Origin of the sequence: Bdellovibrio sp. HCB117, assembly GCF_047305915.1 — a bacterium.
In the GTDB taxonomy this organism is placed as follows: domain Bacteria; phylum Bdellovibrionota; class Bdellovibrionia; order Bdellovibrionales; family Bdellovibrionaceae; genus Bdellovibrio; species Bdellovibrio bacteriovorus_B.
Genome location: NZ_CP178622.1, coordinates 455,087 through 468,943, shown reverse-complemented (window position 1 = coordinate 468,943; position 13,857 = coordinate 455,087). Strand labels below are relative to the sequence as shown.

Below are 13,857 nucleotides of genomic sequence, written 5' to 3'. Positions count from 1 at the left end.
GTGTTCCGTATGGTCTCACCCTGAGACACATTTCCAAGAACACGTCGGGTTTTTCCTTAAGAAATCAGAAGTAATTCGAGCACTGATCGTAGCTTCAAATCTCGAAAAAATAGGAAGTTCTACTTTGGAGTGTCCGTCTTATCAAGACGCTGCTCGATTTTATCTAAACGTTCTTTCAGGGCTTCATTTTCTTTTTTCAAAGTCTCTATTTCAGCGGTTTGGTCTAAATAGAGCTTATGCAGTTCCTTGACGGCCTCGACAAGGGGGGCAACTAAGTTTTGGTAAGCCACGCTCAGGTATCCAGATTTTGTCGTGCGCACGGCCTCTGGAAAAACTTTTTCCACGTCCTGTGCGATGAGTCCCATTTGTTTTTCAGAGTCACGAGCGCGGTCTTTCCAGTAGTACGTCACACCATTAAGCTGATTGATCTTCGCTAAGCTCGCCGGAATTCTTTCGATGTTTTCTTTTAGACGAATATCCGAGTTTTGCGTTAAGGTGCCCGCCATCACACCGTTACCGCTTGAAGTAAAGTAAGTGTTTTGGACACCGTTAGTGCCCAAAGCCAGGGTGGCTTCAACGTACGCATCCCACGTCCAAAGACCACCGCCCCAACCCGTTGGTGGTGACGTTAAACTAATGGGATTCAATTTCAAAAAGGGAGCTGTGCCTGAGTTCACCGCGACCCATTCTCCCCCGACCATATTGTTCACGCGAAAAATCAAGGCATTGATAAGACCCGTTCCTACGTTGGATCTAAATCCTATTGCCGCTCTTTCCATATCCGTTCCGGTTCCTTGGGCTGAAAGGAAAGAGTTATTCACACCATCACGAGCCATTTGAACCCGCGCGCCCGTGCTTAAAAGACTTGAGAGTGTCACATCGCCCGTCATGCGCGAGATCTGGAAGGGAGTATCGATATAAGCTCCCGCATCGTTCGCGCGGTTGATATAAAAATCAGAACCCAAGTTACTGCCACCCTCGGAAGCACTGCTAATACCCAAGTGCCAGCGACGCGCACCTGATGTTGTGAAGTTCAAATATCCAAAGGTTCCATTCGGTCTATTTATCATCAAGGCTTCGCCACCCGAGTTCTCGATTGTCGCTGTGCCACCGCTGACGTGAAGCTTTGCTCCAGGTGAAGCCGTACCGATGCCGACGTTACCGCCAGAAAGAATTGTCATGCGAGTCGAACCACTTGTTTCAAACCCTAGCGCGTAAGCATCGTTGGTTCCAATAGTGGCGTTGGCACCGAAGGAATTTCCGCCGTTTAAAATCACACTGCTATTTACGAATGAAGTACATGTCATCAATCCGGTCGCATCAAACGTCACCATTTGGCCGTTGGCACAGTTAAATGCAATCACAGCTGTGCCGGTACCATTCGAAGCTAGAAGTCTATTGGCCGTTAAGGATGTCGATCCCGTACCACCTTTAGAAACAGGAACCGTTGCAGGGAAATTCGCCGGATCTGCACTGATTGTACCTGACGTGACAGAAAGTCCCGCGCCGACTTGCACAGCACCTTTCGTCGAAGTCGTCGCATCACTGATTGAAATGGCAGGAGTTGTTGAACCAGACGACACAACGATCGGCGCCGTCCCTGTTACGTTTGTCACCGTGCCGTTAGTTGGAGTGATCCACTGCAAACCAGAAGCTTGAACAGAGTTTGCGGAAAGCACTTGGCCGTTTGTTCCTACAGGCAAACGAACATCATTTGTTCCATCGTTGACGATCAAATCACCTTTCGTCGTGGCTGGCGATAAACCGTTAAACGCTGCCGTCGCAGTCGTTTGTCCTGTACCCCCGTTGGCAATCGGAAGAGTTCCCGTCACTTCAGTCCCAAGATTTACAGCGGCCCCATTACTCGCGGCTGTCAGACGACCTTGAGCATCGACCGTGATATTAGCGCGAGAGTAAGAACCTGCCGTTACCGCCGTGTTCGCTAGAGAAATTGTGCCCGTAGATGTAATCGGTCCACCGCTGAGTCCCGTTCCCGTAGCAATATTGGTGACCGTTCCACCTGAAGATGTGTCGACATCATTCGCACATTCCCAACGCAAGTTGGCGTTAACCCATTTTAAAGTCTGTCCGTCAGAACAAGCCACGTTGTTAGGGCGATAAGTTAAATATTTTGAAGCGGCATTATTGATATCTCCATAATCCAAAGACACCGCACCTGTTTTAGAAGCAACACTTGTTACCGGAAAAGCTATGGCGGCATTAGATGCTGTCGTCAAACGGCCCTGAGCATCTACCGTGAAAGTGGGAACTTGAGTCGTTGAACCATAAGAACCCGCTGTCACTGCGGTGTTCGCTAAAGAAATAGTGCCCGTTGAGGAAATAGGACCACCGCTTAATCCTGGGCCTGTTGCAATATTAGTGACGGTACCACCCGAAGAAGTGTCATTCGCACACTCCCAACGAGAACTTGCGTTGATCCATTTTAAAGTTTGTCCATCGCTACAAGAAACGTTGTTTGGACGATAGGTGAAATACTTTGAAGCGGCGTTATTGATATCACCATAATCTAAAGTCACCGCACCTGTTTTGGTCGCCACACTGGTCACTGGAAACGCAATCGCAGAATTCGCTGCCGTCGTCAAACGACCTTGAGCATCCACCGTGAAGGTAGGAACTTGAGTTGTAGAACCATATGAACCCGCCGTCACCGCCGTATTCGCAAGCGAAATAGTTCCCGTTGAAGTGATAGGTCCACCACTTAAACCAGTGCCTGTCGCGATATTCGTGACTGTGCCGCCCGCATTGCTATCCGAAGCTGGCGCCCATTTCGTGCCATCATATTTAAGAACTTGTCCTGTCGTAAGGCCGGTCGTATCAACCGTCACGCCTTTGATTTTATTTACAACCACCGCACCGATCGTGCCACTGACGTCACCAGCAACAGAAACGTTGATCGCCTGGCACTGGAAAGATCCTGAAACTGAATTCCAATAAGGAGTTTGGTGGGCCGCACAGTTCGCACTTCCCACTGCCGTATTAAACGCAGATGTCGTCAGATAATTTGTTAAAGTCGTATTTAAGTTGGCAACATCCGACATCGTGATTGCCGACGACAACCACTGAGCACCGTCGAACTTTAAGAAATGACCTGAAGTAGGAGCCACCGAAGACACCGCGACATTTTGAATTTTAGCTACAGAAGGATTTGGATATGTCCCACTTAAATCTCCACCTGCTGTTCCCGTAGGAATTCTGGCATCGCTGAACCGAGCATCATTTCCCGCAGCGACAGTTCCCGCTGTGGTTCCAACTGAAATTCCTATCACCGGAATGGATGCCGTGCCCGACTTTGTAAGTGGAGCCGTGACGTTGACGTCTGAAACCATACCAGCTCCACCGGCATCGTTTTGACAAGTAAAGCTTGTTCCATCAAATGTCAGATACTGTCCCGCCGAACAAGAAGCGACGCTGTTTTTTAAAAGGAAATCACTCGCTAATTTATCGCCCAGCTTTTCTGCCGAATGAGCAAACGCTGAAAAAGGTACGGTACGGATTTCATTTGGTGGATCGATGACTTTCCAACCCGTTCCATCGTGAAATTGCACTTTCAGCAGACGCCCGTCGCCTGATAAAGGAGAATACGTCGCGCCTCCGGCACAATTTTGCGATTCTGAATTATTGAAAGCATCTAACAAAGAAAACAAAGGATCCGTTGGGAACAACTTCGTTCCACTTCCGATAGGAACATCAAAGACACCTTTAGAGCTTTGCATGTTGATACCGTCTTTTTGTTCACGGTAAATCACACAAGTGCCATTGGGATTAGTAATTTCAAAAAGAAAGCTGACGTTCCCGTATTCTAATGCAGTTCCATCAGATTTAACGATGCGACCTTGATACGTGAAATACTTAGGCGCAGCCATTGCGAAGCAATTCCAAAGAAGTACCAATATGAGAAGATACGTACCGGAGTAATTCATATTCAATCTATCGGAAGAGTTCGGAGAAACTTAGAGCAGTTTTTAACTGAATCTTGTTCAAATCGGATTAAATCAGCTTAAAGTGCAAGTATGGGTAACTCTTAATATTTATCAGAGAAGTCTTCACCTTAAATTACCGTATTTTAAAGGTAAGATCGTATTGAAAGCCCCAGGCAGAAGTTAAAAAAAAAGCCCCGTCTTTCGACGGGGCTTCCTGATTTTGAATCAATAAATCAAAAAAATTAGTGCTTACCTTTTTTTGATTTTTTGGGTGCTGCTTCTTCAGCTTCAACCGGCTCTGTGCCTTCGTGGTCTTCGCCGTTGTTGCCGTTAGCATCAACCAACAATTTACCGATACCATTCGCTGCCAAGATTTTCGCGCGAAGTTCAGTCATGTACTCCGGATGTTCTTTCAAGAATGTTTTTGCAGCATCACGGCCTTGACCCATACGCTCACCATTCATAGAGAACCAGGCACCTGATTTTTCAACCAAGTTTGCAGTCACCGCTAAGTCTAACAAGTCACCTTCTTCAGAAATACCTTCACCGTACATCAAGTCGAATTCAACTTTAGTGAACGGAGGAGCCATTTTGTTTTTCACAACTTTCACCGCCGTACGGTTTCCAGTGACGTCCTCACCGTTTTTGATCGCGCCTACACGGCGTACATCCAAACGAACTGAAGAGTAGAATTTCAAGGCGTTACCACCTGTTGTTGTTTCAGGGTTACCGAACATAACACCGATCTTCATACGGATTTGGTTGATGAAGATAACCAGTGTGTTGGAACGGTTGATAGCCGCAGTCAATTTACGAAGTGCTTGAGACATCAAACGAGCTTGAAGACCTACGTGAGAATCACCCATCTCACCTTCGATCTCTGCACGAGGAACCAACGCCGCTACGGAGTCGACAACCAATACGTCGATCGCGCCAGAGCGAACTAGAGTCTCTGTGATTTCCAAAGCTTGTTCACCCGTGTCTGGTTGAGAGATCAAAAGATCTTCAGTGTTGACACCCAATTTACGAGCATAGTTAACGTCTAATGCGTGTTCCGCATCGACGAAAGCGACAACGCCGCCTTTTTTCTGAGCTTGAGCGATCACGGACAAGCAAAGAGTTGTTTTACCAGAAGACTCTGGACCGTAGATTTCTACGATACGACCTTTTGGAAGACCACCGATACCCAAAGCGATATCCAAGCTCAAAGCACCTGTGCTGATTGCTTCAACATCTTTCACTAGAGTTTCGTTTGCGCCCAAGCGCATGATCGAACCTTTACCGAATTGCTTTTCAATAGCAGAAACTGCTAGCTCCAAAGCTTTAGATTTTTCGCCGTTCACTTTGCCGTCTACAGAAGCGTTTGCCATCTGTTGTTCCTCTCTCGTAGCACTTGCTACGACTCTTTAATGTTAAATGTTCTGGCCGAGGCCGTTTTTATTGTCGAGATTTCAAAGAAGCGTCCAGCGCTTCACACAGCCAATTCACTGAATAGTCGACCGATGCATTCTGGATGGCTTTGCGATCTCCCGAAAACAACAGTCTTCGTGAATCTTCAAAGGCCGGTCCAGCAATAGCAATGCAGACAGTTCCTACTGGCTTTGTGGGTGTTCCACCACTCGGACCAGCAATACCTGTGATTGCCACAGACCAATCAGTTTTAAGCTGTCGACGCACTCCGTGCGCCATTTGACGAGCGACCGCTTCGCTCACCGCACCCTCTTGCATGAGAGTGTCTCGACGGACCCCCAGAAGATCCTCCTTCGCCTCGTTAGAGTAAGAAACCACAGAGCCTAAAAAGATGTCGGATATGCCAGGCTGCTCTGTTAAAAAAGCCGAAAGTGCACCTCCAGTACAACTTTCCGCAAAACCCACTGTGAGTTTTTGGTCGCGAAGGGATCGAATGAGTTCTTGAAGCTTTTCAGAATTCAGTGACATTGTTATGGCACCAAAACCTGAGAGCCCAACCAGTTGGTTTGAGTGTAGAGAACTTGCATGATGAGACTCGCAATTATCCCCGCGGCCACATCGTCCACCATCACTCCAAGACCTCCTTGGATCTTCTTATCTAAATATCCTATGAATAAAGGCTTTGTAATGTCCAGCAATCTAAACAGTGCAAAACCGATTAAAATGGCCTGCCATGTCAAAGGCAACCAGACCATGGTAATTAAAAAACCTAAAACCTCATCAATTACGATCTCTTTGTGATCGTGCCCGCCCTTGTCCTGCTCATAAACTTCGCAGGCAGCAATTCCGACGGGGAGCAGCAAAACAATCGCCGCCATATAAATCAGCGGTCCCGTTTTCCAGAGTAAAATCACCAACGGAATCGTCGCTAAAGTCGCAACCGTTCCAGGTCCTTTCGGAAAACGTCCAATACCAAAGAGAATCGCCAGCTGTTTTAAGAATGTGCGCATGATTTGAAGAACTACGCTGTCCCATTTTTTATTGCAAAGCAAAATGAACGGCGTCACGGGATTGCCAAAGAATCTCTTATACCTTCGATCAAAATTAGCGATTCGACTTTGGTGCAGAACTCCCGCATCTTCTTTAAGCGGAGGTCAACCATGTTGAAGTGGATGATGATAATAGCAACTCTCGTCTACATAGCGGACACCTTGGTCGCCGCCGTTTAGTTATTTTTAAAATCCCATCACAGCTCATACGGTGTTCGTAATTTTTCGAAGACTCTTACGAACTCGGATCAGATGGACCCACGTTGAATAAGGGAAAATTAAGTAGCTTGTGATGGGAAATATTTTAAGAAGTCTTATCGACCCTCTTATAAATCTTCGTAATAAGTCAGATCTTCCGGATACACATACCGAGACACGATATCACGGAAAGTCCCTTCGATTTGTAGGTCTTTAATAATTTTACGAAGTTCTTGGAACTCTGTCGGCGTCACACGGTGCTTGGAAACGTAAATTCCAATTTCAATTTTGTTTTTTGGATCGCGAATAAAAGAAACCTTATTCTGCATGTCTTTGTTATCGACAAAATATTTATTAAAGACCGCCGAAGAAAACATCGCTTGTGCCCGGCCATCTTTAAGAAAGTCATAAAGATGTTCAGGACGAGGACTGCGAATTACACGGCGTTGTTTTTCCAGACTTTCAGATTCCGCTGGAAGATAAAAGAATCGACCACCAGTCTGATCCGCAAACTTGATGCGCGGGTCTTTCAAATAATCTTGAATGCTTTTTTTCGGATCATAGATTGAGTTGCTGACAACCAAAAGACGAGCCGCTTTGTATAAGGGAATGAATCGGCCTGGTTTAGACCATTGTTCATCCGAAGTTCCGAAAGCAAAAATATCCGTGCGCGAACTTTTTAGATCTTCGAAAGCGCGTGGCAACTCGACGGGATTCAAAGTCATCGTGCAACCCATGCGTGCTTCAATCACTTTGATCAAGTCAAAAGAAAGACCCTTGCCGCCTTTCTGAACATCCGGCACGAATGATGGCGCCTGATTGTTGACAGTGACCTTGTAGCGGCGTTCACAGATCTTTGTTTCAGCTTGTGCAAGCTGACAAAGTGTTACGCAAAATGCAATCAAGATTAAGTGTTTCACGAATAACATCTTAGCAGGATGTTAACAAAGAAACGCCTTACAAAGCAGTTAGAAAAATAAACAAATTTGAGACACTTTTAGGGAAGCTCTTGCGCCCACGCATCGGGAATGCTGATTTTTGCATCCTCTTCCCAAAACTCGTAAGGGGATTTCTCTCCAGAGTGAACTTTATCCCTTTCACGAGTAACTAGTTCGGCCCTCATAATTTCTCCATGGGTGTTCATGGCGATTTCGGTGAATTCCACTCTACGAATGCGTTTAAATGGGGACAAGCGCGTACGCGCAAAGTTCATGATGTCCAGAGCAAGCTCTTTGGTCGGCTCAACTCCTTTGATAAGGGCCACGAGTGCTTTAGGAACAAAGTCCCGGATAGGATCTGGACTTGGGATCACCACGGCTTCGCGAATGGCAGGAAATTCTTTAAGAACAAACTCCAATTCGTGGGGACTGATGCGATAGTCTGAAGACTTAAACAAGCCGTCGACTCGTTCCGAGAATAAATAATTATTCGAATCATCGTGATAGGCCAAATCTCCAGTGTGGAAGTAACCACTGTCGCCTCCGGCTCCGGAAGCAAGTCCCAAAGGTTGGTTTTCAAGACTGATACAAACTTCACCCGCATCCACTAAGTTTTTCTTCTCATCTAAAAGCGCAATTCTAAATCCAGGTAAAGGTTTACCCATCGTGCCGAAAGCCCCTTTTTCTTCAGGGGGAATCCCGATAATAGTGGGCGTTTCTGTCTGACCGTATCCATCCCGAACAAACAGTTTCCACGCCTTATAGACTTTTGAAATCACCTCTGCACTTAGCGCTTCGCCGGTACTGACGGCTTCACGAAGTTGCACTTTGTAGGAAGCCATATCTTCATGCATTAGCAGACGCCATACCGTAGGCGGAGCACAGAATGTCGTGATGGGGTACTCCGACAAAGCATCTAATACGGTTTTCGCATTGAAGCGCTCTTGCTTGTAAATAAAAATCGTCGCTTCGGCATTCCAAGGAGCAATAAAATTGTTCCAGTCATGCATCGCCCACCCCGTTGAATTCACACCGAAGTGAACGTCTCCAGGGCGTAAACCGATCCAGTACATCGTCGAGAGGTGCCCAATAGGGAAGCCACCATAACTATGCTCAACGATGCGAGGTTTTACGCTGCTTGAAGAAGTGAAGTATCTAAAAAGAGGGTCGCTGACTTTTGTCCGCCCCTCACCTTCAAAGTCAGCACTTTCTTTTTGATATTCAGAAAATGATCTCCATCCCGCCACTTCACCGTCGACGATCAGTGAAAGAACACTTGTTCCTTTCACAGAGAATTTATCAGAGTGCTTTTTTGTCGTCGCGATCACTTTAATCTGCTCACGATTCAGACGATCTGAAAGTTCTTGTTGCGATAGCAATGGATTATTCGGCACAAGAACGGCTCCGACCTTCATTGCGCCTAACATCAGTTCCCACAACGCCACATCGTTTTCGATGAGCAAGAATATCGAATCACCTTTTTGCACGCCGTGCTGGCGCAAATAATTGGCAACCTGGTTTGAGCGCTGTGAAAGCTCATTGAAACTGTATTTGTGTTCATCCCCGTTTTCGCTGACAATCCAAAGAGCGGTCTTGTCATTGCCTTCAGCCATGGGGTCAAAGTAATCAAGGGCCCAATTGAATTCCTCAAGACGTGGCCACTCAAAATGTGAGTAAGCGTAGTCGTAATCAGAACGGTGTAAAATTAAAAAATCCCTCGCCTGTTCGAATTCGCTGCGGAAACTCATATGACCTCCCAGTGCGCCTCTATAAATTTATCATTCTTTCTACAGGACTCCGACGTGTGTTTTTACATTGGACTGTGCAAAAGCAGGTTCCCCATGGTAAGAAGTCCTATGGGTTTATTTCGCACGCTCGCCAGCTCTTTTATTCTGCTCATTTTTATCTATGTATCCCACCAGTTAACACGCTTTACAGATTTTACCTGGGTGGGAACTGCTGCCGTCATTCTATTGCTGGCATTCCTCTTTGCCTTGGTCATAGGGACTTTTCTTTTCTTTTGGAAAGAAAAGAATTTAGACCATCGCCCTTGGCGAGATCGCCTTCTCGATGGCTCTTTGACGGTGATGGCGTACATTAATTTCCTTGTGAGTTTAGTCATATTGCGTGACGTCTTTGCTTTTGTGGAAAAATGGGTGATGCCTTCTCCCTTTGGGAACTTATACAGCTCGCAGGCGACGTTTGCGATGCTGGGCCTTCCTCTGGTGTTTTTGATTTTTGGAAACGCCGTCATCCAGGTGGGCCCTCGTCTAAAAAAAGTGCCGGTCTTTTTTAAAAATCTTCCAAAGGATTTAGAAGGCCTACGCATTTTGCATATCACAGATCTTCACATCAGCCCCAGCCTTTCACCCTCCTTCGTTAAAAAACTGGTGAAACAGGCCACGAGTTTGAAACCAGATATGATCGTATTCACCGGCGACATTCTGGATAGCTTCGTGGAAAAGCATGAAGCAGAGTTCAACATGCTTAAGGATTTGAAAGCAGAGCACGGCATTTACTACGTTCCGGGAAACCATGAGTACTACTGGAATGCGCAAAAAGGCTTACAGGCATTCCGCGATATTGGTTTTAAAGTGTTGATCAATGAGGTGCAAAATATTGGATTCGGATCGGCCACTTTACAGATGGCAGGCATTCCCGATCCCGCCGCCTTGCACTTTCGGGAAGAGGGTCCTGACTTAGCCGGAGTACAAAAGCAGTTTAACGAGAATAGCTTTAAGGTTCTTTTGTCTCATCAGCCGTCTCTGGCACCTAAAGTCCAGGCTTTGGGCGTTGATTTGCAGCTATCAGGTCACACCCACGGTGGTCAGTTCTTTCCTTGGAACTGGTTGATTGTCTTTTTTGAGCGTTACGCCAAAGGGCTTTACCGCATTGGAAGTATGCAGCTCTATGTCAATCAGGGAACGGGCTATTGGGGACCGCGACTTCGCCTAGGAACATATTGTGAGCTGACCGAAATTGTTCTTCGCAAGGAGCCCAAAACAGAGTAATAATCTCTGTCATGTCTCGAGAGAAAGATCCCCAAAAAACCCGTATGGCCGCGAAAAAGAAAGTCATGGACTTGATCGCCCGCCGGGACCATTCCGAAAAAGAATTGCGCACGAAACTGCGCGAAAGATTTTCGGATGAAGACTCTTTGGGAGAGATCATTGATGAGGCTATTGATTTCGCCAAAGACCAGAATTGGATTGGCGATCCTGCGGACCTTGCTCAGCGCATGGCCGACATGCTTCACCGTCGCAACAAAGGCATTCACTACATCAACAATTACCTTCGCGAAAAAGGTTTGCCTTCTGTTTCTACCGACCGAGACTTGGAGCTTGAAAAGGCTCTTTCAATTGTAAAAACTAAGTATGATGAAGATTATGAATTCTCGCGCGAAGAAAAGGCCCGTGTCGGTCGCTTCTTGGCTTCACGAGGATTTGATTCCGAGACCGTAAGAAAGGTTATTTATGAAAAGCTCTGAGATCCGCAACGCCTTTGTCGAATACTTCAAAAAGAAGGGTCACACGCATGTAGGTTCTTCTTCTTTGATTCCAGAAAATGATCCGACATTGCTTTTCGCGAACGCCGGGATGAACCAATTTAAAAATACATTCCTGGGTTTGGAAAAACGCGATTACTCTCGCGCTGTCACTGTGCAAAAATGTGTGCGCGCCGGCGGTAAACACAATGACCTAGAAAATGTCGGCTTCACGGCTCGTCACCACACGTTCTTTGAAATGCTGGGGAACTTTTCTTTCGGCGATTATTTCAAAAAAGATGCGATTCATTTTGCTTGGGAGTTCCTGACAAAAGAATTGAACATTCCGAAAGAAAAACTTTATGTGACGGTTCATATCTCTGACGACGAAGCGGCTGAAATCTGGCACACGCAAGAAGGCATTCCCAAAGATCGCATCTTCCGTTTTGATGCTGATAACTTTTGGAAAATGGGTGATACCGGCCCTTGCGGTCCTTGTACTGAAATCTTTTACGATCACGGGCCTAAAGCAGGAACTATTTCTGATCCGTTTAAAGGGATCGCCGCGGGTGAAGATCGCTTCGTTGAAATCTGGAATCTGGTTTTCATGCAGTACTTCGAAAATCCTCCAGGCACATTGACTCCGCTGCCAAAACCTTCCGTGGATACAGGGTCCGGCCTTGAGCGTGTCGTGGCAGCTATGCAGGGCAAATTCAACAACTACGATACTGATCTTTTCATGCCGATGATCGAGCGTGCTTGCAAAATCGGAAAAATTGAATACATCACAGACAAAGAAGTTTTAGCTAAAGACAAACATGCGGCAGAAATCACTTCTGCTTTACGCGTTCTTGCAGACCACTGTCGTTCAACGTCCTTCTTGATCGCGGATGGAGCCCTGCCTTCAAACGAAGGACGTGGTTACGTTCTTCGTCGTATCATGAGACGTGCGATCCGTTACGGCCGTAAGCTTTCTGCCGATCAATCGTTCTTGCCAGCAATGGCGGAAGCGTTGATTGAAAGCATGGGCTCTGTCTATCCGGAATTGAGTGCACGTCGCGATCATATCTTAAATACGATTCGTGACGAAGAAGACCGCTTTATTAGCACTTTGGATAACGGCACAAACATCCTGATGGATGAAATCGCGAAGGCGAAAGCAAAAGGCGCTAAAGAACTTACGGGTGAAGTTGTGTTCAGAATGTACGACACTTACGGATTCCCAGCAGACTTGACTCGAGTGATTGCGAACGAGCAAGGCATCGAAGTGAACGAAGCCGCTTTTGAAAAAGAAATGGAAGCCAACCGCGCAAAATCCAAAGCCTCCTGGAAAGGGAAAGCTTTAGGCGCGGACGAACAACACTTGATCAAATTTGCGAAAGACTATGTCGCTACCGGAAAAACTGTGAAGTTTACGGGCTACGGCGACTTCGCCGGTGGCGGTCGTATCACAGCGCTTTCTAACGGCCAAGAAGTCGTGACGTCCTTAAAAGAAGGTGACCATGGCGTTATCATCACGGATGAAACTTCATTCTATGGTGAAGGTGGCGGTCAGGTTGGTGACATCGGCTACATCATGGATAAGAACGGATCGCGCGCTAAAGTTGTGAACACAACAAAGACTGACGATATCGTTCTTCACCACGTTGAAGTCGAACACGGTGAATTTAAAGTCGGCCAAGAAGTAGACACGATTGTAAATCCTTTTGAACGTCGCAATACCATGAGCAATCACTCGGCGACACACTTGTTGCACTCCGCTCTCCGTAAGGTCTTGGGCGCCCACGTGACTCAAGCAGGTTCTTTAGTGGACTCGCAAAAAACTCGTTTCGACTTCACTCATAACAAACCATTGTCTTCCGAAGAAATTCGTCAAATCGAAGATCTGGTAAATGAACAGATCGCTATGGGTAACGAAGTGAAAGTCGAAGTGATGTCACCTAAAGAGGCTCAGGCGAAAGGCGCGATGGCTTTGTTCGGTGAAAAATATGGCGACAAAGTGCGCGTTTTAACAATGGGTGATTTCTCGTGCGAACTTTGCGGTGGAACTCACGTTAAGAACACTTCACAGATCCGTTTGTTTAAGATTGTCTCTGAAGCAGGCGTTAGCGCCGGAGTTCGTCGTGTTGAGGCTATCACGGGTGATGGGGCTGTTCGCTATGCGATGAACGCAGTTTCTCACTTGGATGAAGCACTTTCAGCGGCTGGTTTCCAAAAAAGCCCTCATTACTTGAAACATCTTGAAGCAACTGGCGAAACGGCAACACTTGCTAATCGCGTGGAAGCTTTAAAAGAGCAGATCAAGCAAATGGAAAAAGAGATGAAGAAGCTTCAAGGTGGACAAGTAAATGTCGACGATCTTGCGGCGAAAGCTTTGACTTTCAAAACCAAGGCTGGAGCATCTGCGAAACTGGTTCTTGCAGATCTCGCTTTAGACGATCGCCAGGTTCTGGCAGAAGTCACAGACCATTTGAAAAATAAAATCCAAAATGGTGTCGTGGTTGTGGTCGGACAAGGTGAAGGCTCAAACCCCATCATCGTCAGCGTTTCTAAAGAGATTTCTGGCGAAACCAAAGCCGGTGATCTTTTAAAAGAAGTCGCAGGCATCATGGGCGGAAAAGGCGGCGGTCGTCCCGACTTCGCTCAAGGTGCGGCTCCCAACAGAGCAAGCCTTCCTCAGGCCTTCGATAAGGTAAAATCTCTTTTAGGAATATAACGAATCTTTAATATTAGGGCCCCACTCGGGGTCCTAATTTCTCTCTCTATTAGCCAAATGAATTCATGACGGGAAATAAATTCAACTGGGTGGATCTTAGAATCCATTTCTAGTAAGGTGC

Annotated in this window: 9 protein-coding genes; 3 read left to right on the top strand and 6 right to left on the bottom strand. The window is 46.5% G+C overall.

Features of this window, described 5'->3' with window-relative positions; genetic code table 11:
* Positions 1-119: 119 nt before the first annotated feature.
* From ACLWBD_RS02280 to ACLWBD_RS02255, 6 genes are all read right to left on the bottom strand, one after another.
* A complete protein-coding gene (locus ACLWBD_RS02280; RefSeq protein WP_413569389.1) occupies positions 120-3,941 on the bottom strand; it encodes a tail fiber domain-containing protein in 3,822 nt (1,273 codons plus the stop codon).
* 242 nt (positions 3,942-4,183) lie between these two features.
* On the bottom strand, positions 4,184-5,311 hold the full coding sequence (recA, locus tag ACLWBD_RS02275) for a recombinase RecA (RefSeq protein ID WP_063206251.1): 1,128 nt from the start codon (positions 5,309-5,311) through the stop codon (positions 4,184-4,186).
* A 67-nt stretch (positions 5,312-5,378) separates the two neighbouring features.
* Positions 5,379-5,879 (bottom strand): CinA family protein, encoded by a 501-nt coding sequence (locus tag ACLWBD_RS02270; RefSeq protein ID WP_063206250.1) that lies wholly within the window; start codon positions 5,877-5,879, stop codon positions 5,379-5,381.
* A 2-nt stretch (positions 5,880-5,881) separates the two neighbouring features.
* Positions 5,882-6,418 (bottom strand): phosphatidylglycerophosphatase A, encoded by a 537-nt coding sequence (locus ACLWBD_RS02265; protein WP_413569388.1) that lies wholly within the window; start codon positions 6,416-6,418, stop codon positions 5,882-5,884.
* A gap of 308 nt (positions 6,419-6,726) precedes the next feature.
* Positions 6,727-7,518 (bottom strand): substrate-binding periplasmic protein, encoded by a 792-nt coding sequence (locus tag ACLWBD_RS02260; protein ID WP_413569387.1) that lies wholly within the window; start codon positions 7,516-7,518, stop codon positions 6,727-6,729.
* Between the two features lie 77 nt (positions 7,519-7,595).
* A complete protein-coding gene (locus ACLWBD_RS02255; protein WP_413569386.1) occupies positions 7,596-9,284 on the bottom strand; it encodes an AMP-binding protein in 1,689 nt (562 codons plus the stop codon).
* Between the two features lie 108 nt (positions 9,285-9,392).
* Here ACLWBD_RS02255 and ACLWBD_RS02250 point away from each other — a divergent pair, with 108 nt between their 5' ends.
* Genes ACLWBD_RS02250 through alaS form a run of 3 tightly spaced genes read left to right on the top strand, consistent with a single transcriptional unit; the run spans position 9,393 to position 13,736 of the window.
* Positions 9,393-10,547: a metallophosphoesterase gene (locus ACLWBD_RS02250; protein WP_413569385.1), complete on the top strand. Its 1,155-nt coding sequence runs from the start codon at positions 9,393-9,395 to the stop codon at positions 10,545-10,547.
* A gap of 11 nt (positions 10,548-10,558) precedes the next feature.
* Complete coding sequence (locus ACLWBD_RS02245) at positions 10,559-11,023, top strand: regulatory protein RecX (protein ID WP_413569384.1); 465 nt, start codon at positions 10,559-10,561, stop codon at positions 11,021-11,023.
* Positions 11,010-13,736, top strand: a complete 2,727-nt coding sequence (alaS, locus tag ACLWBD_RS02240) for an alanine--tRNA ligase (RefSeq protein WP_413569383.1) — start codon at positions 11,010-11,012, stop codon at positions 13,734-13,736. The genes ACLWBD_RS02245 and alaS overlap by 14 nt, the downstream gene beginning before the upstream one ends.
* Positions 13,737-13,857: the final 121 nt, after the last annotated feature.